We start from the raw sequence: 25,469 nt of genomic DNA, 5'->3' as shown, positions 1-25,469 counted from the left end.
TATTTAGAAGGTTAACGCTCCGATAAAACTTAAGTCTTCTTGCGATTTGCCTTGATCGATAACAAGATTTCCGAATTCATCCAGCCCATACACTGAAAACAAAACTTGCGGAGAAGAAGAATTAAGCTGAACTTCGTAGGCAACGTTGCCCGCAATTAAAAACTCCCTTACGTCAAAAGAGTTTGCTGGAATCACAAATGAGGATACATAGGCCAAATAGAACGTTGCAGAAGTAACGGATGCATAAATGGCAATCGTAATCGTAGAAGCAGCCGAGGGGTTTGCGTTTCTTGTATTTACAACAATATTCGTAGCTGCCGTTCCTATTGCTCTCGTATTCGTAACGATGCTAGTTGAAAAGGGCATATTATCCCTCCTTTTCTATGTTATAGAGATCTAGAGTCGACCGGCCGTCTCTATGAATCTCTTTGATTACTATATGTCTGAAATGCTTGATGGTGACAATGGTTGTCCTCGACTCTTGGGAATAATTGGTTCCATTGAACAAGGGGGTATATTTGGGAAGGGTAGAGCTAAAGTAGAAGAGAGAAATGACGCCCGGTCGGATCTTGACAATCCTATTCGGAAGCTATTGAAGGGGGAGGTTACTGCGCAGGGGCAGTTGTTCCATGGATGAATTGACGAAGGGGAGAACGGGACGGGAACGTATCGTTGTCCCGCCCGCCGGAACGAATATAGCGCAGCATTTCGAAATAGCTTGCCTCTGCGGACCGCAGGGCCGAGATCATGAAGTCGGACTACGGCGCGTATCAGTCACGCGCCAATGCTTCCTGGCTCTCGCTGCCCCAGAGGATGACCCAGCACGCGGCTTCGCCGAGCCTGCGGAGCGCTTCATGCCGATGGTTGCCGTCGCGGACCGACAAGCGACCGTCCACGGCCTGAACGATCAGCGGCGGGTACGCCCAGCCCTCTTGAAGCAGCGACATGAGCGAATCCACCCGAGCTTCCCAGCTTTCCGCCGGATTCACGTATTCCATCTCCGGCTCCGGACCGCAGCACCGGTCCAAATCCTGCAGCGGCAGCAGAACCGGTCCCTCCCAATACCGCTTACCGAGCTTGAGGCCCTCCGAGAAGGGAATGTTATTCCCCGTCGTCTTCAGGAACAGATGCACCCATTCCTCCAGACAGCCCTCCCTGGCGAAAGCTTCGGCTTCTTCGCGCGTGAAATTCAGTGGCAGCGCCATATCGTTATCCCTCCAGCATCGCAAGATAACGGACCTCGTGTCCTTCCCATTTGACGATGAGAATCGACGCGCCATGCTTTGACGCCCCGTAGATTTCGGCTCCCGCCGGCAGCTTCGTCGCCATGCCGTTCTCGAACGCCGCGCCCGCTTCGTACTTCTTTCCGATCGTACCGACCTTCGCTTCCGCCTTCACGGTTTCATCCTGAACCCAGTCGATCGATGACCCATTCGTATAAATCACATCGTCCCACTGGAAGAAATCCGCATCCGGGTCCGCCCGCAGCATTTCCTCCGCGGTCGGGTTATGCGTCGCCATGCCGTTCGCCGGCACGGGAATGCGGGTATTCGCCGTGCCGCAAGCAGAGAGCACCCAAACGCACAGTGCACCGATTACCAGGGCGAGCATCGTTTTACGACTCACGTACCTCTCGATTTTCATGGAGCTCCCTCCTCTGTCCCTCATGACGAAGGCGGGCATAAATATGTTCCTTGAACGCCGGACAGTCGCCAATTCGGGCAGCGGCTTCCCGTCATATGTTAGACTAGCAAACTGCGCTGTACGCCTATGACTACTTGGAAGAAGGATGCTGATGCCATAATGGCCTGCTGGATTCATACCGCGATCATCGTTACCAACAACGGGACGATTCTGTTCGGCAACGCGGATATCCTTCCCATCGTCGGAAGGGATACGAGCAAGAGCGTCGCTGAAAACAATGCGGAGACCAATACGCCCGCCGGAGGCGCTGCTGCCGAAGGGGCAGATGTTGCCAGCGTAAGACGAGGCGCCAAGAACAGGCCGCGCAAGAGAGCGCGTTGACGAGCAGCCGTATCGGGCGACTGCCGCTCTCCAAACGTGCGACCTGCCCCAAAACCGGCCGGCCGAGCTCTGCGAAGGATGCGGCAGGGCCTGTTTTTTGCTGCGATGACGCCCTGTCCATTCGTTAACCGAGTCGATAGAATCGCGCGGCATTGCCTCCATAGACATCCTGCTTCGCTTCCTCCGTCAGCCCCTCTCCCAGCAAGGACGAAGCCAACTCCCGTACCTGCGCATAGGTCGCGGCATTCAGGCAGACAGGCCAATCGCTGCCGAACATGACCCGCTTCGGACCGAAGACGCGAATCGCATGCGCCGCGAACGGCCGAATAACCGCTTCCGACCAAGCGGGATCATGTTTGTCCGGGACCATGCCCGACAGCTTGCACATGACGCCGGGATAGTTCGCGATGGCGGACATCTGCGATGCCCACGGCTCCAGTTCCCCCCGGTCCATCATCGGTTTAGCAAGATGATCGATCACGGCCTGCAGGTCCGGAACCTGCTGCAGCAGGTCGGCGATGAATGGCAGATGCCGCGGATTGGCTTGCAAATCTACCGGGAACCGCTCGGCGGCGAGCAGCCTGAAGCGTTCGACGACGCGCTCGCGCAGCAGCCACTCCGAGGGCAAATCCTGAATCATCGGCCGAACGCCGACGAATTTCGGGTTGGCGCGAAACCGCCTGTAATCGCGATCGAACGAGTCGCCTTCGAAATCCAGCCAGCCGACGACGCCGGCTATCGCGGGTTCCCGATCTGCCAATGACAACATATATTCGGTTTCCTCCGTCGTCGGCGCTGCCTGTACGACGATCGAAGCGTCCAAGCCGTGCTCCTCTAGCAGCGGCTTCAGCTCATCCGGCTGATAGTCCCGATAGAGAACGCCCGTCTCCGGCGTCAACCAGCCGTAATCCGTCCGAGCGATGCTCCAGTAATGCTGATGGGCGTCGATGCGCATGCCGCATTTCTCCTTGTCGCTGTCATTTATGATGCGTCGCCGTACCTTACACGAAAATCCCCTGCTGGCCGACTGGCCGACAGGGGTACTTTGGCCGCACGCTGCCATTACGAGTACCGAACCCTGCCTCTGCGACTATCGCTGCAGCCGCAGCGATCAACCCCGCGACGGCTCCGCCATCTCCTGGCGCGCCTTGGCGCTCAGCGCAGCCAAATGATCGTCATTGGCCATGACCTGCTCCAAATGCACCAATCGCTCCGGCGAGGCCGTGTTCATCATCGTCTCGGAGAACGCACGGTCGATCCAGAATCTCGCGGCTCCGGCGATATAGTCCCGCAGCTCTTGAATGTCTTCCTGCGCATAACGCTGGCACATGTTGATCGTGAACATTCTGCGGCTCGTATTGCCGTTCCACGAAGAATGGAACGTGTTATGGTCGAACACCAGAATATCGCCCGGGGTCACGTCCAGCACTTGAGCGGGCACGTCGGCTCCCGCAACGTTCCATGTCTGGAGCGGATCTCTCATTCGGAACGTCAGATCGTCGCCGTATTTGTCATGCAGCCGGTGACTTCCCGGAATGACGCGCAGCGCGCCGCTGTTTCCGTCCAGTTCGTCAAGGTAGAAGGCGATCTTGATATGCCTGTATTTCTCATGATAACCGTCTCGATGCCAGCCCGTATCGCCGGTGTAATAGTTGCCGTCGCTGCCCATGTAATTGAAATCCTCGCCCAGCAACGTCCGGCCGATCGCTAGAATGCGAGGATCGTCGAGCAGCACGGACATGCGCTGGTCGATGAACGGTACGATGCACGTCCGCTTCGAGCCGTCATGCTTGTTCTCCTCCGGAAACGTCTTCGTAAATTCATCGACGATCCAGTCCAGGCGGTCCGCCATCAGCTGCGGAAATTTGAGAAATCCGAACGTTTCGAAAAAATCGATTTGTGATTGGCTTAATTGCATGCTTCACCCTCCGCTTTTTTGAGTTGATGCGATACCTATCTCCCATAAGAATGCGCTTTCAGTAAACACTTTCCATCTCGGTTCGACAACTCCTGCACGCATGCAAAAAAAACTCCCGCTCTTCCACGGCTATGCAGTCAACTGCGCCGTTAGAAGAGCGAGAGTCGGAAAGAGGCCTATTTCAAAAGGTCATGGTCGACATAACGCGCGCCGTTCAGCTCGCTGATGACGTTGATTGCGACTTTCGCGCCGTCGCCTGCCGTCACGATCGTATGCACGCTGACACCGGCGCAAGTACCGGCGGCCCAGATGCCTTCGACGTTGGTGCGGCCGTCCGCGTCCGCATCGAGAATCGTTTTGATCCGCGGCTCGGTGCCCGGCTTCGTCTGCAGGCCGGATTTCTCGGCGAACTCCAGGAACAAGCCGGAGGCTACGATAACGACCTTGGCTTGGTGCGTTTCGCCCGATTCCGTGACGATGTTGAAGCCGTCATCCGTCTTGGCGATTTCCGTCACCTTGGCCTGCACGTATTCGGCGCCGAATTTCTTCGCCTGCTGAATGCCGATCTCCACCAGATCCGGACCTTTGATCTCGGATACGCCGTAATGGTTCTCGATCCACGCCTTCTTCGTAATGCTCTGATCGCTGTCGATCAACAGCGTCTGCTTGCCTGCCTTCGCCGCAAACAAGGCGGCGCTTCCGCCGGCCGGTCCTGCTCCGATAATCGCAATTTCTGCCATGCCTTTACCTCCTAGAATGAGATTCGTAAGTAACGGACCCGCCGACCGTCCATGCTTCAAACATTTGGAAGTCCCGTTCCTACTCTATCATACCGATTGAAAATCTATTCCACAACTTTTCATAACGGTATGTTTTGAAAATCGCATTCCCCGCCGCCCCTATTAGACGGGACTCGAATCAGGAAACCGTCTGCGCCCGGGAAACGCGCTGCTCGGATTCGTCCATCGCCTCGATCAGCATGTCGAACAGCTCCAGATCCTGCGCCGCGTCCTCCGGCGTCGTCTTGATCGGGGCATCGTTCACGATCACGTCATGGAAATGCCGCAGCTCGATCGTATAGCTATCCGTAAACGTCGGGCGGGTAACCGTTTCGACATGCCGATCGCCCGTCGTTTTGGTAACCGTCAGCATCGTCGGGAGATGCCGGATATAGGCCGTATCGTAATCGACCCGCACCGTCCCCGTCTCGCCCATGACTTCGATGAATGCATCGAAGCGGCCTTGATGGTCGACGCCCGTCTCAAACAGCACATGGAAACCGTCGTCGTATTGGAACATGGCGCTCATGAATTGGCCGCCGTTCCAGCGGGACGCTGCCAGCACGCGGGCAGGCATGCCCAGAATTTCGCGCATCGCGGACAAGTCATGGCTGCTGAGCCCGCCCATCAGGCGATACGTGCCGTTGAAGCGCTCTGCCTTATCGCCGAGCGCTTCCTTGGCGATCGCTTGCCCGCGCAGGCGCCGGTCTTCCGCCAGCTCGGCAGGAATATCGGCGAAACGCAGGACGTTCGCGGTTTGCTGAATGAAATAGCCGTTCTGCCCGATAATGTCGCGCACGCGCGCGTAATTGATCCGGCCGAGCTTCTTCACTTCCTCGACCGCTTCGACGAACGCAGGCGCATAACGGCGCATATATCCGACCATCAGCTTGCCGGCGGAAGCATTCTTCGCCGCGATGATGCGATTCGCGTCGGTCTTGGTCAGGCACATCGGCTTCTCCACGAACGCATGCTTGCCGCGCTCCAATGCGCCAACGATACAGTCGGCATGATACTCGTCGCTGTTCAAGACGAGCACCGCCTCGACCGCCTCGTCATCCAGCAGATCCTCGGCGGACGTATACCGACCGTCAACCCGGTATTGTTCTCCGATGACCTGCACGAGGGTCGGGGAGATATCGCACACCGCGACGATCTCGAATATATCCCCCATCGCCTGCAGGACGGGCAAATGTATCACCTGCGCCGCTTCTCCAAGACCGATTAAACCAAGCTTGATCACTTTACTCATCGTAAGTCTCCTTCCAAATGTTCGTACGAAGCTTTCATTCATCCCGTCGGTCGGACGCCGCTTTTCTTTCGCACCTGAGCGTATAGGCACGTATTAACTGCTTCGAGAAGCGTTCCGATAATCCTTCAAACCGGAATTGGCACCGGCTGTCGGGACCGAACGCAAAAAATATGATAACATGAACGAGATAGAACCTATCTCACACTATGGAGGAGATTCAAAGTGAGCCAAAACCAACCATCAGACGGCTATTTCGGCGAGTTCGGCGGCAGCTTCGTTCCACCTGAATTGCAGGAAGTTCTGAATTACTTAAGCGACCAGTTCCATACATACAAGGACGACCCGGAATTCAACGAAGAGTTCCGTTATTACCTGCGCGAATACGTCGGCCGCGAGAATCCGCTGACGTTTGCCCAGCAGTTGACCGCGAAGTGGGGCGGCGCCAAAATCTACCTGAAGCGCGAAGACTTGAACCATACCGGCGCGCACAAGATCAATAACGTCATCGGGCAAATCCTGCTCGCCAAGCGAATGGGCGCCAAACGGATCATCGCGGAAACCGGGGCCGGACAGCACGGGGTCGCGACCGCGACGGCTTGCGCCATGTTCGACATGGAATGCATCATCTACATGGGTGCCGAGGATACGCGCCGCCAAGCGCTGAACGTGTTCCGGATGGAGCTGCTCGGCGCGAAGGTCGTGCCGGTAGCAAAGGGCCAGGGCCGCTTGAAAGATGCCGTCGACGAAGCGCTGAACGATCTGGTCGAGAACTACAAGAATACGTTCTACCTGCTCGGCTCCGCCGTCGGCCCGCATCCGTTCCCGACGATGGTCAAGCATTTCCAATCCGTCGTCAGCGAAGAATCGAAGCGGCAGATTCTGGAGAAAGAAGGCCGTCTCCCGGATGCCGTTCTCGCCTGCGTCGGCGGCGGCAGCAATGCGATCGGCGCGTTCGCGCATTATTTGGACGACCCTTCCGTGCGCCTGATCGGCGTGGAGCCGGACCAAGCGCCTTCGCTGACCGAAGGGGTCCCAAGCATCATTCACGGCTTCAAATGCCTCGTGCTGCTGGATGAGGAAGGCAATCCGAAGAAAACCTACTCCATCGCCGCCGGCCTGGACTACCCGGGCATCGGACCCGAGCACAGCAACCTGAAAGTAACGGGCCGCGCCGAATACGTGACCGTCAGCAACGAGGAAGTGCTCGCCGCGTTCCAGGAGTTGTCCCGCACCGAGGGCATCATTCCCGCGCTCGAGAGCGCGCATGCGGTCGCCTATGCCAAGAAGCTCGCTCCGACGATGGGCAAGGATCAAATCGTCATTATCAACCTGTCGGGACGCGGCGACAAAGACGTCGAGCAAGTGTACAACATGCTGAATAAATAATCGTTCTCTTCCCTGCCATTAACAAAGCCCCGGCAGCGATGAATCTTTCATCGCTGCCGGGGCTTTTATATGTCCAATTGCGTTCCGGTTACTGTCTGGTTGCTTTCTGATTGCTGTCAGATTACTGTCAGACTGCTGTCTGATTGCTGTCTGATCGTTGGCCGATTGCTGTCTGATTGCTTCCCCTTGCGTACCGACTATGCTCCGTTAGTTGTCCTGCCGCGACAGCAGCTCGCTGACCGTTACGAGCTCGTAGCCTTGCGAGGTCAGCTTGTCCAGCAGGATGCGGATCGCCTCCATCGTTTGGGAGCGGTCGCCCGCTCCGTCATGGAACAACAATATTGCGCCATCCCGGATATGGTCCCATGTATGGTCCAGGATATAGTCGACGCCCGGCGTCTCCCAGTCGCGCGTATCGAGGTTCAGCGCGCCGATCGAGCTGTAGCCGAACCGGTCGGCAAGCGCGAGCGTCGCCTCGTTGCTGTCCAGATACGGCGCGCGGAATACGGCTGTACGCCGGCCGATGACCTGCTCGATGAGCTTGTCCGTCCGGTCGATTTCCTCGAACGCTTCCTCCTCGCTGATTTGGGTCAAGAAGGGATGGGAGAACGTATGATTACCGATTTCGTGGCCTTCGTCATGAATTTCCCGGATAAAGTCCGCATGGGATTCAATCTTCTCCCCGACGATGAAAAAGGTCGCTTTGCCTGAAACCGCATTGAACAAGTCCGCGGTTTGGCGCGTGTATAACGTGTTCGGACCGTCGTCGAACGTAATGGCGATCGCTTTGCTTGAAGTTTGGACGGAATGAATCGTCTCGGACATGCTAATCTCTCCTCCGTGAATGAACGTTCTCGCAATCGGTTATCTCTCAACCGGCAAGAGGAACCTTCGGTTCCGCCAGTGCCGCGGTTCCAAAGGTTCTCGTGCGGCTCTCGTCTCGGCGCAGGCTGCCGTTATACGGGAACGCCGTCACTGCCGGTAAAAGCCGCCATCTCCCGCAAGCACCGTCCGGTGTGGGATTCGGGGGTTAACGCGACTTGCTCCGGCGTGCCCGCCGCGACGACGTAACCGCCGCCTCGCCCGGCTTCCGGTCCCATGTCGATCACGTGGTCGGCGGTCTTGATGACGTCCAAATGATGCTCGATGACAAGCACGGTATGCCCCGCTTCCAGCAGACGGTTCATGCAGTCGAGCAGTTTCTGGATATCGGCCAAATGCAAGCCGGTCGTCGGCTCGTCGAAGATGTACAAGTAATGCGCGCCCCGCTTCATCTTGCCGAGCTCCGCCGCCAGCTTGATGCGCTGCGCTTCGCCGCCGGAGAGCACCGTCGCGGAATGGCCGAGGCGCAAGTAGCCGACGCCGAGTTCATTCAGCACCTTCAGCTTATGCGCGACGTACTTCTCGCCCTGGAAGAACGGCTCCGCATCCTCGATCGACATCTCCAGCACGTCCGCGATCGTCTTGCCGTTGTACGTGACATCGAGCAGCTCGCTCGTAAAACGCGCGCCCTTGCAGGAAGGGCAGACCGATTCGACGTCGGCCATGAAGAGCAGCTGCGACGTAATCGTGCCATGGCCCTTGCACTCCTCGCATCTGCCGCCCTTCGTATTGAAGCTGAAATGCGTCTCCGTATACCCTCTCGCGACCGACAGCTCCTGCCCCGCGAACAGCTTGCGAATGCGGTCGAACAAGCCGACGTAGGTCGCCGGGCTCGATGTCGGCATCCGGCCGATCGGCGATTGGTCGATGTTAATGACGCCGCTGATCTGCTCCAAGCCTTCGATCCGATCATGAAGCCCCGGGATAATGCGCGCATCCTGGAAATGCTTATGCAGCGCTTTATACAGCACGTCGTTGATCAAGCTGCTCTTGCCCGAGCCCGATACGCCGGTCACGCAGGTCATGACGCCAAGGGGGATGTCGACGGTGACCTCCTTCAGCGTATTCTCTCTCGCTCCGACGATCCGCAGCACTTTATCGCCGGCCTGCCTGCGCGCCGCCGGCATAGCGATGCTCCGTACGCCGCTCAGAAACTGCCCTGTCAGGGAAGCAGGGTTCGCCATGACTTCCGCTATCGTCCCCTCCGCGACGACGCATCCGCCATGCTGGCCCGGCCCGGGTCCGATCTCGATGACATGATCCGCCGCAAGCATCGTCTCGACGTCATGCTCGACTACGATGACCGTATTGCCCGAGTCGCGAAGCTTTTTGAGCGTATCGATCATCTTCTGGCTGTCGCGCGGATGAAGCCCGATGCTCGGCTCGTCCAGCACGTAGAGCATGCCCATCAGGCCGGAGCCGATCTGCGTCGATAACCGGATGCGCTGCGATTCGCCGCCCGAGAGCGTGTCCGATCGGCGGTCGAGATTCAAATAGCCGAGCCCGATCTCGAGCAGCAGATCGATCCGCCCGATCAGCTCGTTCATGATTTGCGTGCCGACCTGAAGCTTGCGCGGCGGAAACTCGAGGGCAAGCAGGAAGCTTTTCAACTCATCCAGGGGCATGGACACGATATCGTGAATCGTCTTGCCGCCCAGCGCAACGAGCAGCCGCTCGGCCTTAAACCGCATGCCGTGGCACTCCGGACAGATCTGCTCGACCATGACGAGATTGAACATCGACTCCTCGTAACCCTTCAGTTCCTGCTTCTTGCGGGAGTTGCGGTACCAGCGGTCGATCTCGCCGACGATGCCTTCGTACGTCCACTGCTTGCCCACATGCTCCTGGATCCAGCGATCCTGGCGATTGTCCTCCGAGCCGATAAAGGTATACCGTTCCCCCTTCGTGCCATAGAACAACATGTCGACGATCTCCGCGGGAAGATCCTTGAACGGCGTGTCGAGACTGAACCCGTAATGCTGCGAGAGGCTGTAGATGACCATGTTCCGCCAAGCGCGCGGGTTCTTCAAGTTATAGAGCCGCTCGTTCAGCGCGCCGCGGCGCAGGCTGCGATCCCGGCTCGCGATCATCAGCTCCGGCTGCGCGTACTTGTAGGCGCCGATGCCGAGACAGGTGCGGCAAGCGCTGTCCGCGTCGTTGAAGGTGAAGTAGCCCGGCGACAGCTCGCCCGCGACATACTGATGCTCCTTACAGGCGAATTGGCGGTGGAACCGCTCGACGTCCGCCTCGGACAGCTTCGGCCCGCTCGGCACGATATGGAGGAAGCCTTCTCCGATCTTCATGCCCAGCTCGATCGAGATGACCAGCTGCTTATAGACGTCGCGGTTGACTTCATACTTGTCGATCAGCACCTCGAGTTCATAGGAGGCATGCTCGTCCAGCTCGATGCGGTCGCTCGTATCGTGCAGCACGCCGTCGATCTTGAACATGCGGTAGCCCTTCGTCCGAATTTCATCGAACAGGACGCCGTACGTTTCGCCGAATATTTTCTGGACCGGCGCGTAGATGTCCACTTTCGATCCGGCAGGCAAAGCCAGAATATGCTCGGCGATCTGATTCGGCGTCTTGGCTTCAAGCTCCGCGCTGCATCGCGGGCAATGCGGCGTCCCCAACGTCGCGAACAGCAGGCGCACGTACTCGTACACGTCCGACATCGTGCCGACCGTCGAACGGGGATTCGGCGTCCCCGTCTTCTGCTCGATGGAGACGACGGGCGACAAGCCGTAGACGAAATCGACGTCCGGCTTCTTCAATTGCGGAAGATAACGCTTCGCGTACGAGGAGGAGATGGACTCCATGAATCTCCGCTGCCCTTCGCCGTAGATGACGTCGAATGCCAGCGACGACTTCCCGGAACCGCTTACGCCCGTCACGACGGTCAGCTTCTCCCGCGGAATGTCGAGCGATACGTTCTGCAGATTATTCTCGCGCGCGCCGCGAATCGATATCGTTTGCCTCATCGTCCGAACCTCCTCGAATCGAAGTACGCCAGCTCATCCAGCTCGACCCGGCTTCGCGCGGTCAAGCGGGCCGGATACGAGGCGCGTTCGATGAAACCCTTCTGCGCCAGCCATTCGCAGCCGTGAACGATCAGCGCATCGTCCATCCGATAGCGCTGCTTGAGATGAAGCATCAGCTCCGAGAACGGACGAACGTCGTTCTCCTGCGACAAATAATCGGTGACGAGCTTGAACAGCCGCTCGTGCCGCTCCTCGACGTAGCGGTCCGCCAGGCGAACCGCTTCTTCCATCGCTTCCAGCGTCTTCGGTCCCTCGATCAGCTCCGTATACATCCGGCCGAAGAACGCCGGATTATACTTCAGCGCCTGCTGGATGACTTCGCGCGTCGGAATGTCGCGGTTCAGCATCACTTCTACCCGCGCCAGCTCCTCGACCGTCTTCAGGATCCACAGAAAGCTGTAGGTCGGATCCTTCTTGACGACCAGCCACTTCTCCGCCTTCTCCAGCAGCGTGACGACGATGGACGCGTTGATCAGCAGCTGCACGTCCAGATCGCGTTCGCCGACATGCCGGACCCGTTCGTACAAGTCGCGAATGGAGGCATCGCTGCAGAAGAGCAGCGTTCCTTTCGACAGGAAGGAGTGGAAGAAGCTCGTTTGCATCGAACGCTCCAAGTTCGTCTTGAATTGCTGTCTGTTCACGACCCAAGCCGAAATGCAAATCCCCTGCTCGACGAGCGCCATCGATACGCTCGGCCGTTTATCGTCGTCGACGACGATCATCATGTCGATATCCGACTTCTCCCAGACGACGTCATAAGACAGACTGCCCAGGACAAAAGCCGCCAAGACGCGGTTGTCCTGGCGCAGCTGCTCCGTTACCGACTCCAGCGCGGCGCGGTATGTTGCTTGAATGTCATTCATCCAATCATGATCTCCTTGTTCTTCGATTTGGAAGGAATCGGGAGGAACGAAAGGCAGGAATGCAGCGGTGTTTCCATGCGTGTACAAGATTATAGCAGAAGGATGCTGAATATTACATAATTATCTAAAATGTGGATATCGCAAAATAGGGGAAATTTATCCATATAGTGAATGCAGAAGAAGGAACATAATTCATTAATTTCATATGGGCTCTTCGAGCTGCATTTTAGACGACCGGACCGTAACGTCGCTCTCCCTTCGGGCCCATCGATCTTTCTGTGCGAAGGGTCTGGTAGCGCATGGTAAATCGATTTTCGCCGAGTAGGGCTGCGCCGCAGAGTAACCGCACCTTTTCGAGCCTAGCTTGCCTCTCGAGCCCCCCAATTTGTGCCTTTCGTGCAACTTTTCGAGCCTAGCTTGCCTCTCGAGCCCCCAATTTGTGCCTTTCAAACAACTTTTCGAGCCTAGTTCGCCTCTCGAGCCCCCAATTTGTGCCTTTCGTGCAACTTTGCGAGCCTAGCTTGCCTCTTGAGCTCCGAATTTGTGCCTTTCGTGCAACTTTTCGAGCCTAGCTTGCCTCTCGAGCCCCGAATTTGTGCCTTACGTGCAACTCTTCGAGCTCCCAATCCAGCAAAAAAGCTGCCTTTCGGCAGCTTTTCCACGTATCACGGCTAAACGGAGCTTTGAAAGCAGCGGTTGCGCAGCTTCTCGACCGAACTGCCGCGTCGCTTGTCGGTTGGTTCGGACTAGACCAGCGCCGTCAATTTGGCTCGCGCCTGCTTCGTCGCTTCCACCATGTGGCGCAGGGAGGCTTCCGTCTCCGGAAGGCCGCGCGTCTTGAGGCCGCAGTCGGGATTGATCCAGAACAGGCTCGGATCCAGCACGCGCAAGGCCCGGTCGATCATGGCCGTCATTTCGTCCACGGAAGGCACGCGCGGACTGTGGATGTCGTAGACGCCAAGCCCGATGCCGAGCGGATACGTATGGTGCTCGAAGCTTGCGATCAGCTCGCCGTGGCTGCGCGACGTCTCGATCGAGATCACGTCCGCGTCCATCTCTTCGATCGGCGCGATCATGTCATGGAATTCGCAGTAGCACATATGCGTATGGATCTGCGTCGTGTCCTTGACCGTGCAGGTCGTGGCCCGGAAGGCTTTGACCGCCCACGCGAGGTACGCCGCCTGCTCGCTAAGCTTGAGCGGCAGTCCTTCGCGAACCGCCGGCTCATCCACCTGGATCATACCGATGCCGGCTTTCTCCAGCGCCTCTACTTCCTGCCGGAGCGCATACGCCAATTGATAGGCAATATGCTCGCGCGCAACGTCTTCCCGGACGAACGACCAGTTGAGGATCGTGATCGGACCCGTCAGCATCCCTTTGACCGGCAGCGCGGTCTTCGACTGCGCATAGCGGGTCTCGCGGACCGTCATCGGCCCCTGGAACGCGACATCCCCGTAAATGACGGGCGGCTTGACGCATCTGGAGCCGTAAGACTGCACCCAGCCGTTCGCGGTGAAAGCGAAGCCCGCCAGCTTCTCGCCGAAAAATTCAACCATGTCCGTCCGCTCGAATTCCCCGTGAACGAGCACGTCCAGGCCGATCTCTTCCTGCAGCTTGATCCAAATATCGATCTGCCCGTCGACGAAAGACTCGTAGTTCGCCTGGCTCCACTCGCCCTTGCGCCACGATTGGCGCGCCTTGCGCACCTCGGCCGACTGCGGGAAGCTCCCGATCGTCGTCGTCGGCAGGACCGGCAGCTGCCAATGCAGCTGCTGCAGCGGGCGCCGCGCTCGGAAAGGCAGCGAGCGCTCGGCCGGCTCGGCCGCGATTCGTCCCGCGGCCTGCTGAACGTCGGAGCGATTGCGATCGTCCGATGTGCGCAGCGCCTCGATTGCCCGGCCGCTCTCCGCAAGCGCCGCCTCGAACGGCTCCGAGCGTCCGCCCAGACCGTTCGCAAGCTGAACGACCTCGGCCAGCTTCTCGTCCGCGAAAGCGAGCGCGTCCTTCAGAATCGGCGCCAGCCCGGTTTCTCGGCTCGTCGTGACCGGGACGTGAAGCAGGCTGCAGGAGGTTTGCACGATCAGGCGATCCTGCGGAACGCATGCGGACAGCTCCTCCAGCAGCGCCAGCTTCTCGCCCAGCGCCGCCCGCCAGATGCCGCGGCCGTCGATGACGCCCGCGCCTAGCGTCTTGTCCTGCGGGAAGCCTTGCTCGCGCACGGCTTGCAGATTGCCCTCGCGGCCATGGACGAAATCCAGGCCGATGCCCCGTACCGGCAATGCGATCAACCGGCCGTAATGCTCGGCGGATTCGAAATACGTCTGCAGCATAATGTTCAGTCCCGGCACGGCAGCGGCGAACGTCTCATAGGCTCCGCGAAGCCTCCGCAGATCCGCCTCGTCAAGCACGCCGGTCAGAATCGGCTCGTCCAGCTGCACCCATTGCACGCCTTCCCGCTCCAGCTCCCGCAGCACTTGGACATACAGCGGCAGCAGCCGGTTCAGCCACGAATCGGCTTCCTCCGGACGGTAGCCTTTGGACAGCTTCAGGAACGTAAGCGGACCGAGCAGTACCGGTTTCCCTTCGATCCCGAGCGCTTCCTTCGCTTCGCGGTAGGCGGCCAAGGGCTTGTTGTCCGTGAGCGTCGGAACCGTGTCTTCGAACTCCGGCACGATGTAATGGTAATTGGTATTGAACCATTTGGTCATCTCGCAGGCCGTCGCCCCGTCCGTTCCTCTCGCCATCCCGTAATAGACGGACAACGGCACGACGCCACCCGCGTAACCGAAGCGCTTCGGAATCAATCCGAACATGACGGCCGTGTCCAGCACCTGATCGTAATAGCTGAAATCGTTGACGGGGATGAGATCGATGCCCGCCTCTTGCTGTTTTCGCCAATTCGCTTGACGGATATCGCGGAGTGCCGCATGCAGCTCCGCCTCCGTGATTTTGCCGCCCCAATAGGCTTCCAATGCTTTCTTCCATTCGCGGTCAGCCCCGATTCGCGGGTAGCCTAGTACGCTGCTTTTTACCATCCTGACATCTCCTTTGGTACGCCCCGGGAAACGTTCCCTGCCGACGGCGTTGTTCGTTACAAGAAAGATATCATGCGGAATCGGCTATAGCGTAACTCCCATTTTCTATGACCAGCTATAGCCATTGGCTATATCGGAAACGTCAAGCAGTCGCGATCGCCTGCTGAAGCGCTTCGACGTACGCCATGCCGAGCTTCGACAGCGCCGCGCTGCGATGGCTGATCCAGCCGACGTTAATCGTCTCGTCGCAGTCGAGCGGCACGGGAATAATCTCGTTGCCGTTCAAGTCCGAGCTGAGCACGCCCGTCGAGATCGTATACCCGTTCAGTCCGATCAGCAGATTGAACAGCGTGGCGCGGTCATGAACCCGGATGCTCTTCTTGTGCTCCAGCGTGCTCAGGATTTCTTCGGCAAAATGAAACGAATTGTATTCGCCCTGATCGAAGGACAGGTACGGATACTGCTGCAGCTGCTCGATCGTCACGATCGACTGCTTCGCTAGCGGATTATGCACGCTGATGAACACATGCGGCTTGGCCGTGAACAGGCTCGTGAACTGCAGCCCCGCGGACTGCAGCAGCTTTCGCAGCACCTTGCCGTTGAACTCGTTCAAATACAGAATGCCGATCTCCGAACGCAGCTGCTTCACGTCCTCGATAATCTCGTGCGTGCGCGTCTCGCGCAGCGCCAGCTCGTATTCCTCTTGGCCGTGCTCCCGGACAAGGGCGACGAAGGCGTTGACCGCGAACGCGTAATGCTGCGTCGATACCGAGAAATGCTGCGGCGACGGCTTGGCGTTCAGGTAGCGGTTCTCGAGCAGCTCGGCCTGCTCGACCACCTGCCGCGCATAGCCGAGAAACTCCGCCCCCTCCTTGGAGAGGACGATGCCTTTGTTCGAACGCTCGAAGATCGAGATGCCCATCTCCTCTTCCAATTCGCGAATGGCGTTCGATAGGCTGGGCTGCGATATGAACAAGCGCTTGGCCGCTTCGTTGATCGATCCCCGGTTAGCCACCTCGATCATATATTTCAATTGCTGCAAGGTCATGGTCAGCGTCTCCTCCGGATGACTCGTACTCCGCTTCATTGTACCAAATGCGCTGGGACGGGCATACAGCCAGAATACAGCCCAATCTAGTCCGACTTTCGCCTGAAAATGGTCCGAATATTGTCTTGAACGAACCGTCTGAACCGTGATTCAATGAAGGCAAGCTCACCTGAATGGGCCAATGTGCGCCGACCTGCACGTCCGCCGCCAGCCGAGGCTGTTCGGATGGATACGCGCTTAGTCCTCGACCCGTTCAGGCGACAAGCCGAAGGCCGGCGTCAGGCATCGATTGAATTTCGATCCGGCCGGCTGACAGCAGCGACGAACAATCTGTGGAGTGGGGGACGAGCGAATATGGCTTTCAAGGTTACGATCGTCGGCGCGGGGAGCATCGGCTTCACGCGCTGGATCATGCGGGACTTGCTCAGCGTGCCGGAATTCCGCGCGATCGAGGTGGCGTTCACGGACATCAGCGAAGGGAATTTGGCAATGGTCGCCGAGCTTTGCCAGCGGGATATCGAGGCCAACGGCCTGCCCGTGCGCATCCAATCGACGACCGATCGGCGGGAGGCGCTGCGCGGCGCCAAGTACGTCTTCTGCACCTTTCGCGTCGGCGGGCTGGATGCGTTCGAGACCGACATCGAGATCCCGCTCAAGTACGGCATCGACCAATGCGTGGGCGATACGCTCTCGGCCGGCGGCATTATGTACGGACAGCGCGGCATCGCCGAAATGATGAGCCTGTGCCGGGACATTCGCGAGACCGCGGCCAAGGACGTGCTGCTGCTCAACCACGCGAACCCGCTGGCGATGCTGACGTGGGCATGCAACAAATACGGCGGCGTCAACACCGTCGGCTTATGCCATGGCGTGCAGGGCGGCCATCACCAGATCGCATCCGCGCTCGGCCTGAAGCAAGAAGAAGTCGACATTATCTGCGCGGGCATTAACCATCAGACTTGGTACGTTCAAGTCCGGTATCAAGGCGAAGACATGACGGGAAAGCTGCTCGAAGCGTTCGAGAACGACCCGTACATGCGTGAATTCGAGAAGGTGCGCATCGACATGCTGCGCCGGTTCGGCTATTACAGCACGGAATCCAACGGCCACTTGAGCGAATACGTGCCTTGGTACCGCAAACGCCCCGATGAAATCATGGACTGGATCGACATTCGCGGCTGGATTGCCGGCGAGACGGGCGGCTACCTGCGTATCTGCATGGAGGAGCGCGAATGGTTCAAGGCGGACTTCCCGAATTGGCTGAAAGCGCCGGCTGTCGTCTACGGACCGGACGAACGCGGCGTCGAACACGGCTCGTACATCGTCGAAGCGCTCGAGACCGGCCGCCTCTACCGCGGGCATTTCAACGTCGTCAATAACGGCATCATCTCGAACCTGCCGAGCGACGCCATCGTCGAGGCGCCCGGTTATGCGGACGCTTCCGGCATTCATATGCCCGTCGTAGGCGAACTGCCGCTCGGTCCAGCCGCGGTCTGCCAGGCGAGCATTTCCGTTCAGCGCTTAGCCGTCGAAGCCGCGATCCATGGCGACGATCTGCTTCTCCGCCAAGCGTTCATGATGGATCCGCTCGTCGGCGCGGTCTGCAACCCGCCGGAAATCTGGCAGTTGGTCGACGAGATGCTCATCGCCGGAGAGAAGTGGCTGCCGCAGTACGGCGAAGCGATCGCCAAGGCGAAAACGCGGCAGGCGGCAGGCGGTCTGCTGCCGACCCGCGAAGGCTACCGCGGCGCGGCAAGGCTCCGCACGAGGACGCTCGAAGAGCTGAAGGCGGAGCGGGAATCGTGGGCGAAGCATCTCTCCGCGGCAGATCAGGTACAGTTGGAGCATTAACGGAGAGAATCCAGCCCGAAGCCTGTAATCGCGGCGAAGAAAGCCCTGTCCGGCCTTCCGTCCGCACGACGAGGAAGATGCCGCATGAAGCACCGTAGGTCCTGCGTCCCCTCCTTCAAACAAACAGGCCGAGAAGTCTCGACGACTTCTCGGCCTCTATTCATCCTCCGATTACCCTTTAAGCAAGATCCCTTTGTCCTTCAGCACCTTCACGAAGATTCCGCCGACGACGCTGCGATGCTGGAAGTTCAGCTGCCGAGCCGTCAGCGTGTCCGTCCAGTCCGAGAACGGCACGCGGTCCGGCGTCTCGTTCAGCATCGTCCAGATCGGATCCGTCAGCGCGATAAAATCGTTTCGATCCTCCGCCAGCGTCGCGGACCAGATGACCCAGTCGGCCTTCGTGTAAGTCGCGCGGCTGTCGAGCGGCGTGCCGTAACGATTGCGCTGCTTCAAGTACCACGCCGTCTCCCTGCGGATCGTTTCCTTCCGGAACAGCCCGGTTCCGAACAGGATGTCCCAGATCAGGTTATATTTCAAGCTCCAGCTTCCCTCTTGGCCGAACGCGAGCTTCGTATGCCCGTTATCGTCCGCAAGCGCCTCCCATTTCGCGGCCATTTCCTGCGCGATCTTCAGATAGCGTTCCTTCGCTTCCGAGTCGCCTTCGATTCCTTTCAGAATCGCGAAGCCGGCCACGCCCATCACGGCTTTGACGGACAAGTTCGCGTTGCGCGCCAGATGGCCGGCAAAATCGTCCGTGCACAGCTGGTTCTCGGGATCCAAGCCGTGCTCCACCAAGTAATCCGCCCAGGTCGTCAGCAGCTCCATATGGCGAAGCGTCAGGTCCGGGCTGCCACCAGCCAAACAGACGGCCGCGGCCATGATCAGCATATTGCCGCATTCTTCGACGGGCATTTGGCCTTCAATGGCATTCTCGCTGTATACCTGGCCGTTGCCGATCGGGTATTGGCCGATATCGTGCGGGGCAAAGCCGAACGGCCACGCTTCGCTTGTCGCATACTTGAAGATCGGGCGAAGCATCCCTTCGGCAAGCGCCGGATTGTAGAGCAGGAACAAGGGAACGGATGGATAGCTGACGTCTACCGTCGCCATGCAGCCATTGCTGTAGCACTCCTTGGAGAGGAACAGCAGCTCCCCTTCCGTATCGGTGACCAGCTTATGCGCGGCAATCGCCTGCCGGTACGACATGGCGAGCAGTTCGGCGTAACGTTCTCCTCCCGCAGCCGTTCCGTCCGCCAGCACCTGCTTGTCGAACGCGTCGCAGCGGGCTGTCAACGTCTCGTACTCCGAGCATGCCGCAGCGAGCATGTCTTCCGCGCTGAGGCCGTTTCGTTTCCAATAGGCCTGAAGCTTGTCGCCGAAATACTCGATGGCATAGATATCGTCGTAGGCCAGTACGGCAAGCGCAGTCTCAGGATCAGCGGCAACGGAGCCGAATTCGTGAACGAGCGCCATGACCGGCTGACCGTCCGCGACGACCGTCGGCGTTCCGTCCCAGCCGTGCGCGTCCGATGACTCGTTCCGGACGAAAAACTTGCGCCGCTCCGCCGTACCCAGGCAGACGCGCGTTCGATCCGAAGGCCTGGCGGCCAAGTAAAACGTTCCCCAGTCGATCCGGTGATCGTCCCCGGAACGATTCACGTACGACTGCTCCACGTGGGACAAGCCTATCGCATCGTAGTCTTTGCGTTCTACCGCATGCCCCATGACGGACTGCTTCGGAGAATCTACGGCCCATTCGCCGGCGACGTCGAAATACAAACTCACCTCATGCGGCCGGCCATCGAGCGACCGCGCTTCGAACGCGACATAGGAAGCCGGCCGCGACAGCACGTCCAGGTCGTCCGGCAGCAGCGGCGTCGTGAACCGAACCGTCAGCGCTACGCCTGCCGCCTCGAAGGAATACGTCGTGCTGAGCGGCGTGACGGTCAAGCTGGTTTGCGTCATAGCCGCCGGCTCCGTATAATAACGCTCGGCGTTCGCTTGAACCTTGCCGGCGAAGCGCCAAGCCGTTCCGTCGATGCGAAGCAGGCCTGTCATGGCATGGCGCTGGCCCGTCCAATGGCGGGTAAAATCATCCGTCAAGCGGTCGGCGGCCGACCAAACGCTGAAATAGGGATCCACGGCGACGAGAGGCACGGAAGAAGGACGAAGTGTAAAAATAAGAGCACCAGCTTTCTGTATATGTTTAATATAATATATATACATTATTCATTATACACCTGTCGGTGTCAATCCATAAAAAAACGCTTCCACTGCCGGTTCGTCCGAAACATGCCGCCGGCAACAAAAAAAAGGCCAACCAGTTCCGACTGGTTGACCGCTCCTATCTGAAGCTGCTCCGTGTACACTGCCACTACGAGCAGCCTGTCTCCGACAGCCGGACGTTACTCGAACAAATCGCCGAATACATCCAGGACGGACTTCTTCTTTTTCTTGTGATGGGGATTGTATTTATCGTCATGCCGCTTATCGTACCCTTGGCCGCCGTTCTGGCTTTGGTTGCCGTAATAAGGTTGTCCGTTCGAAGACTGCGGAGGATAACCGCCTCCGGGCGGATTGTTGTTCATCCTGCGCCGGTCGTCCCCATCGCGGTAATGCCACTCGTTGTATTCGTCCCGGACTTCGCGAACGTCGCTCATCAGTTTGTCGAGCTCGCCCCGGTCCAGCCATACCCCCTTGCAGCTCGGGCAGACATCAATCAGAATACCGTCCTTCTCCACTTCCCGCATACGGGAATTTTCGCAAATCGGACAATTCAAGCCGCTTCGCCTCCTCATAACGTTATTCAAGGTTCTATACGGCTCAGGGCCGGTTCGGTTTCGAGCCCGTCAATCGTTTCGCTCCGCTTTGCCCGGCTTGCCTCCGCCATGCCCCTTCGGATGATCGGGCTTGTGCTTATCCGGCGGACCCGGATCCTCCTTGGGTCCGTCTTTGCCGCCCTTCCCCGGTCGATCGTCATGATCTTTCTTGCCCGGCTTATCCTCCTTGTCCGCCTTGCCGCGGTCCGGCTTCTCCTCGCCCTGTCCTGCAGGAGGCTCGTCGTTCTTATTCTTCTTCGGTACTCCATTCGCTTTGGGGAACGCCATGACCGGCTCGCCGCGAAGCGCTTCCCCCATGAGCTTGCCGAACACCGCCGCGGCGGCCTTCGAGGTCGTGGTCAAATAATGCGCCGCGTCCGTGCGGTCATATCCGAGCCACACGGCGCCGACGAGCTGCGGCGTGTAGCCGACGAACCAATTATCCTTGACGCCCTCGGCCATGCCCGGCATTTGCGTCGTTCCCGTCTTGCCGGCAATGGGGCGTCCGTCCAGCGCGGCCGCTTCGCCGGTCCCTTCCTGCACGACGCCTTGCAGCATGGACGTCATCGTACGGGCAACAGCCGGCTCCGTAGCCGCCGCTCCCTCAGGCGCCGCTTCCGCGAGCAGCATGCCGTCGGCGGATTCGATGCGGACGATCGCATGCGCCGGCATCCGCGTCCCGTCATTGGCGAATACGCCGAAGGCTTCGGCCATGTCGAGCGGCGATACGCCTTCCGACAGGCCGCCGAGCGCCAGCCCCAGCGTGCGGTCGGCATCCGTGAGCTCGATGCCGAACCGCTTCGCGGCCTCCATGCCCGCATCGATGCCCATCTCGTTCAGCAGCCGCACGGCCGGGATATTGTAGGAGTTGACGATCGCATCGTAAATCGTGACTTCGCCATGATAGCCTCCCCCGGCGTTCTTCGGCTGATAGCCGCCGAAATTCACCGGCTCGTCCAGAAGCTTATCCTCCGGCGTATAGCCGCGTTCGAAGGCCGGCGTATAAACCGAGATCGGCTTCATCGCCGAGCCGGGTTGGCGCTTCAGCTGCACCGCTCGGTTGAAGCCGCGGAACGGCTGCTTGCCCCGGCCGCCGATCAGCGCCCGAATGCCGCCGTCCCGCGGATCGACGAGCACGGCTCCGCTTTGGATGAGCTGATCCGGCTTGCTTGGCGGGAACAGCGATTCCTGCGCGTAGACCTGTTCCGCAGCCTGCTGCATGCGGGTATCCAGCGCCGTGTAGATGCGCAGTCCGCCATGGAGGACATCGTTCTCCGTGATGCCGAATTGATCGCCCGCTTCGCGAATGAGCTGATCGATATAATAGGGGTATTTCATCGCTTCTCCCTTGCCGGCTTCGGCGCTTCGGAGCTTGATCGGTTCGCTTACCGCCGCGTCATAAGCAGCGGCGCCGATCTTTCCTTGGTCCTTCATGAGCTGAAGCACGACGTTTCGGCGCGCCTTGGCCTGTTCCATGTGTTTGAACGGCGAGAGCGCGGACGGCGCCTTGATCAAGCCCGCGAGCATCGCCGATTCCGACAGCGTAAGCCGGTTGGCCTCTTTGCCGAAATAAGCCGCCGCCGCGCGCTTGATTCCCCATGCCCCTTCGCCGAAATAAATCTGATTTAAATACATGGTCATGATCTGCTGCTTATCGTAATGCTTCTCGATGTTCTCGGCGAGCAGCACTTCTTTCCACTTGCGCGTCCATGTCCGTTCCTGGGTCAGGAAGACGTTCTTGGCCAGCTGCTGCGTAATCGTGCTCCCGCCCTGGACCGTCTTCCCGCTCGTCAGGTTGGTCAGCAGCGCGCGGCTGATCCCCCACATGTCCGTTCCGCCATGCTCGAAGAAGCGTTTATCTTCCACGGCGACCACCGCGTCGACCAACGGCTTCGGCAAGCTCCCGTAGCTCACGGGTTCGATGGCATTCAGCGAGATCCGGGTCGCTTCCTTTCCGTCCTGATCATAGATCACCGTGGCGGCAGGCAGCGGTTCCTCGAGCCGCGCAATATCTTGATGATCGACCAGTCGGGCAAATACGACCGCCCCCGCTGCGGCGCACAGAATTCCCGCCGCGACCATGGCGAGAAGAAGCTTCTTCCACGGCATGCGCGGTTTTCGAATTCGTTTTCTTATTCTTGTCGCTGATGTCTCCTGCTTATCGTTTACGATTGTTTTCATGCGGCTTCCCCCAGATTCTTCCACTCAAGCTGCTTTCGTCATGGATACTCTTTCGTAGAGCGGAACGGGTTTCGGTACGTTCAGCCTAGTCCCAGCCGTCGTCAAGCGTCGATTCGGTGACGGCTTCGAACAAACGTTACCCTGCCGGCGGTCCTTCGAAACCAGGCTTGCAGCCTGCCGGTTCGGCGCGATGCCCCTCGTCCGAATGCTCCCGCAACAAAAAAGCAGGCCGCCTTATAGGCAGCCCGCTTCGTCCGGCTCTTCTTGATTTTGCATCGTTCTTCATATGACCGATGGAGCCTAATGCTCCGCTGCTTCCACGACCCCGCTCCTCTTCCGTCCTCCCGGGAACCGCAGATTATGGTAAGCGGCTCCCGCCCACTCCGCAGGACATGCGCTGCCGATGACGATCTCGCCGTGATAATCATGAATTATCGCGTCTTGAACGGCCTGAAGGTACAATCCGTGACTCGTCGTATAGTACGGCAGGTACGTATATCCGAGCGAAAGCGAAGATTCATAGATTTGCAGCCATTCCGGCGAGACGTTCGTCGAAGGGACCAGCTCCGATAATCCCCGGCTTAATCCTGCGCTGTCGCCGGCATGCGCCGAAGCGATCAGGAAAGCCGGCAGCGTCCAGCCTTCGAATTGCTGCTTCGCCCCGGTCGCCCCTACGCAGAGGTCATAGCGGTTGCGGTACGCCTGCCGAAGCCGATCGTCCATGCGGCCCAAGGGAATCGCAAAGAGCGGATTCAGCTGCACGGGATGCTTCTGCCTGCCCGTTTGTTCCCGCAGCTGCTGATTCTCGTACGTACGGTAAATCCCTTTCTCCCGGTCCAGCAGCCGTTCATAGGCCAGCCCGTCCTCCAGCACTTCGTTCCAACGCTTCGCCTCTTCCGCTTCCACGCCCAGCTCCGCGGCCAACTCTCCGGCCAGCTGCGCGGCAGTCCGCAGACAGTACTCCGCGCTGAAGAGCGAACAGAGATAGTTCCACTGATTCTGACCGCCCGATTCATCCTGTCCCATGGAAGGCGTCAAGTGAATGCCCCAGCCGCCGTCCTCCTCCTTCGCCAAGACGGAGGCATAGAAGCGGGCCGATTCCCGGACGATCGGCCAACAGACGTCCAAGGTCCAATCCGCATCGCCGAGATAAAGCGCCGTCTCCCTCGCCATTCGCGCGGGATAGGCCGCGTTATGAATCTCGTAGTGATAGCGGTTCGGCGCTCCATCCGCAAAGCCGTTCCAATCCATGCCGATCGGAAACTCCCATATCCACATCGTCCCGTCCGCGCCGAAGGATTCCTTCGTGAAGGCTCGGACCCCGTCGATCATGCGGGCGTAAAATTCCACCCACGCTTTGGCGATGTCGAGATGCCCCAGACGAAGCAGAGCCGGATGAATATACGAGAGATCCTGCGGGAACGAGTATCCCCAGCCGTCCCCCGTCCAGCCTCCCGGCGGAGCCGGGCAGCGAACATCCGGACTATAGCTGCAGAAGACATAGTACAGCGACCTCGCCCACAGCGCCTGATGTTCCGCAACGGGAATGGCAATATAGGCATCCCCCCATCTCGCCTGCCAGCCGGCATCCGCTGCCTCGGCGAACGACTCGGCTGTCTCATAGCCATTCATCTGCTCGGTCAGCCCGTCAACCCGCTCATAAGAAGCTGCGCCGATCAACAGAAAGAAATGCCCGCTGTCTCCGCCGAAGCGCATCTCGATGCCGGCATCCGTCGGAAGAAGCCGCAGTTCCCCGGCCAGGGCATGCGCACGCAGCGCGACCGCCGTATCCGCCGTGCCCGAGCGGACCCGAAGCGTCACTTGGTCCACGGTTGTCCGCAGCACCTCCTGCTGCCGCCCGGCAGGCGCATACGCTTCCAGCGCGAGGATGATCGGAGGCAGGCACTTCGCGGAATCATCCGCCGTATAGGCAATTTCCAGACCCATCAGATCCCGCTGTCCGGGATGGAACCGGTTGCGGATCGTCACCTGCAGCCCCGGATGCTGCAGCGCCGTTTCCAACAGGCCGGTGTACAAATCAAGCGTCTGCCGATAGGTCTGGGGTATTCCATGGTCATAGCCTCGAAGCCAAGCCAACCGCATAAGCGGCAGCCAAACCTGCTGATTGCCCGTGCCGTCCCAGTGGTCGGCATGCATCAGGAAGGTACTGCCCGGCCTGTCGGCAGCAGCGCCGCCGTACCCGTTGTTCATCAGTCCGAATTCGTCGAAGCAGCCTCCGAAGCTGCCGCTGCCTAGATATAGACTCAAATGCGCCCGCGGATTAACCGGCCAATTTTCGCGTACGACGTTGCCGGCTCTAACTGCCTCGATCATAGTCATGACGTTTGCTCCCTTTCCGTTAACCAACCAGCAGCCGGATTGAATTCGA

The 25,469-nt window shown here is 59.0% G+C and carries 19 protein-coding genes; 3 read left to right on the top strand and 16 right to left on the bottom strand.

What is annotated here, in order from left to right; genetic code table 11:
- Window positions 1-3: 3 nt before the first annotated feature.
- From GT003_RS00460 to GT003_RS00450, 3 genes are all read right to left on the bottom strand, one after another.
- Window positions 4-366 carry a hypothetical protein gene (locus GT003_RS00460; RefSeq protein ID WP_161693281.1) on the bottom strand — a complete coding sequence of 121 codons (363 nt, stop codon included), beginning with the start codon at window positions 364-366 and terminating at the stop codon, window positions 4-6.
- Window positions 367-770: 404 nt separating this feature from the next.
- The gene (locus GT003_RS00455) at window positions 771-1,205 is read right to left on the bottom strand and encodes a ParB N-terminal domain-containing protein (protein ID WP_161693279.1); all 435 of its coding nucleotides are present in this window, start codon (window positions 1,203-1,205) and stop codon (window positions 771-773) included.
- Between the two features lie 4 nt (window positions 1,206-1,209).
- Entirely contained in the window at window positions 1,210-1,644 is a 435-nt protein-coding gene (locus GT003_RS00450; protein ID WP_161693277.1) for a hypothetical protein, read from the bottom strand.
- 159 nt (window positions 1,645-1,803) lie between these two features.
- Between GT003_RS00450 and GT003_RS00445 the strand changes: the two genes are divergently transcribed.
- Window positions 1,804-2,025 carry a hypothetical protein gene (locus GT003_RS00445; RefSeq protein ID WP_161693275.1) on the top strand — a complete coding sequence of 74 codons (222 nt, stop codon included), beginning with the start codon at window positions 1,804-1,806 and terminating at the stop codon, window positions 2,023-2,025.
- 124 nt (window positions 2,026-2,149) lie between these two features.
- On the opposite strand, the gene GT003_RS00440 is transcribed toward GT003_RS00445, so the two are convergent.
- The 4 genes from GT003_RS00440 to GT003_RS00425 form a co-directional block, all read right to left on the bottom strand.
- The gene (locus GT003_RS00440) at window positions 2,150-2,980 is read right to left on the bottom strand and encodes an amidohydrolase family protein (protein WP_161693273.1); all 831 of its coding nucleotides are present in this window, start codon (window positions 2,978-2,980) and stop codon (window positions 2,150-2,152) included.
- Window positions 2,981-3,136: 156 nt separating this feature from the next.
- Complete coding sequence (locus GT003_RS00435) at window positions 3,137-3,943, bottom strand: phytanoyl-CoA dioxygenase family protein (protein WP_161693271.1); 807 nt, start codon at window positions 3,941-3,943, stop codon at window positions 3,137-3,139.
- A gap of 176 nt (window positions 3,944-4,119) precedes the next feature.
- Entirely contained in the window at window positions 4,120-4,683 is a 564-nt protein-coding gene (locus tag GT003_RS00430) for an FAD-dependent oxidoreductase (protein WP_161693268.1), read from the bottom strand.
- A 178-nt stretch (window positions 4,684-4,861) separates the two neighbouring features.
- Entirely contained in the window at window positions 4,862-5,974 is a 1,113-nt protein-coding gene (locus tag GT003_RS00425; RefSeq protein ID WP_161693266.1) for a Gfo/Idh/MocA family protein, read from the bottom strand.
- A 222-nt stretch (window positions 5,975-6,196) separates the two neighbouring features.
- Here GT003_RS00425 and trpB point away from each other — a divergent pair, with 222 nt between their 5' ends.
- A complete protein-coding gene (gene trpB, locus GT003_RS00420) occupies window positions 6,197-7,360 on the top strand; it encodes a tryptophan synthase subunit beta (RefSeq protein WP_161693264.1) in 1,164 nt (387 codons plus the stop codon).
- A gap of 207 nt (window positions 7,361-7,567) precedes the next feature.
- On the opposite strand, the gene GT003_RS00415 is transcribed toward trpB, so the two are convergent.
- From GT003_RS00415 to GT003_RS00395, 5 genes are all read right to left on the bottom strand, one after another.
- The gene (locus GT003_RS00415) at window positions 7,568-8,185 is read right to left on the bottom strand and encodes a polysaccharide deacetylase family protein (protein ID WP_161693262.1); all 618 of its coding nucleotides are present in this window, start codon (window positions 8,183-8,185) and stop codon (window positions 7,568-7,570) included.
- A gap of 131 nt (window positions 8,186-8,316) precedes the next feature.
- Window positions 8,317-11,223, bottom strand: coding sequence for an excinuclease ABC subunit UvrA (uvrA, locus tag GT003_RS00410; protein WP_161693260.1), 2,907 nt, complete (start codon window positions 11,221-11,223; stop codon window positions 8,317-8,319).
- Window positions 11,220-12,146 carry a hypothetical protein gene (locus GT003_RS00405; RefSeq protein ID WP_161693258.1) on the bottom strand — a complete coding sequence of 309 codons (927 nt, stop codon included), beginning with the start codon at window positions 12,144-12,146 and terminating at the stop codon, window positions 11,220-11,222. Before GT003_RS00405 ends, uvrA begins: the two co-directional genes overlap by 4 nt.
- Before the next feature lie 746 nt (window positions 12,147-12,892).
- A complete protein-coding gene (metE, locus tag GT003_RS00400) occupies window positions 12,893-15,181 on the bottom strand; it encodes a 5-methyltetrahydropteroyltriglutamate--homocysteine S-methyltransferase (protein WP_161693256.1) in 2,289 nt (762 codons plus the stop codon).
- Between the two features lie 142 nt (window positions 15,182-15,323).
- A complete protein-coding gene (locus GT003_RS00395) occupies window positions 15,324-16,229 on the bottom strand; it encodes a LysR family transcriptional regulator (RefSeq protein WP_161693253.1) in 906 nt (301 codons plus the stop codon).
- A gap of 354 nt (window positions 16,230-16,583) precedes the next feature.
- On the opposite strand from GT003_RS00395, the gene melA reads away from it, so the two are divergent.
- On the top strand, window positions 16,584-18,080 hold the full coding sequence (gene melA / locus GT003_RS00390; RefSeq protein WP_161693251.1) for an alpha-glucosidase/alpha-galactosidase: 1,497 nt from the start codon (window positions 16,584-16,586) through the stop codon (window positions 18,078-18,080).
- 171 nt (window positions 18,081-18,251) lie between these two features.
- Here melA and GT003_RS00385 read toward each other — a convergent pair whose 3' ends face one another.
- From GT003_RS00385 to GT003_RS00370, 4 genes are all read right to left on the bottom strand, one after another.
- A complete protein-coding gene (locus GT003_RS00385; RefSeq protein ID WP_170312086.1) occupies window positions 18,252-20,306 on the bottom strand; it encodes a glutaminase family protein in 2,055 nt (684 codons plus the stop codon).
- Between the two features lie 179 nt (window positions 20,307-20,485).
- Window positions 20,486-20,860, bottom strand: coding sequence for a TFIIB-type zinc ribbon-containing protein (locus GT003_RS00380; RefSeq protein ID WP_161693249.1), 375 nt, complete (start codon window positions 20,858-20,860; stop codon window positions 20,486-20,488).
- Between the two features lie 69 nt (window positions 20,861-20,929).
- Window positions 20,930-23,080, bottom strand: a complete 2,151-nt coding sequence (locus GT003_RS00375) for a transglycosylase domain-containing protein (protein ID WP_239565664.1) — start codon at window positions 23,078-23,080, stop codon at window positions 20,930-20,932.
- Between the two features lie 300 nt (window positions 23,081-23,380).
- Window positions 23,381-25,420, bottom strand: coding sequence for a hypothetical protein (locus tag GT003_RS00370; protein WP_161693247.1), 2,040 nt, complete (start codon window positions 25,418-25,420; stop codon window positions 23,381-23,383).
- Window positions 25,421-25,469 lie beyond the last annotated feature (49 nt).

It is taken from the genome of Paenibacillus sacheonensis, assembly GCF_009909195.1.
In the GTDB taxonomy this organism is placed as follows: Bacteria; Bacillota; Bacilli; order Paenibacillales; family Paenibacillaceae; genus Paenibacillus_Z; species Paenibacillus_Z sacheonensis.
The sequence above is the reverse complement of the archived record's forward strand: the minus strand, read 5'-3'. Positions and strand labels throughout refer to the sequence as shown.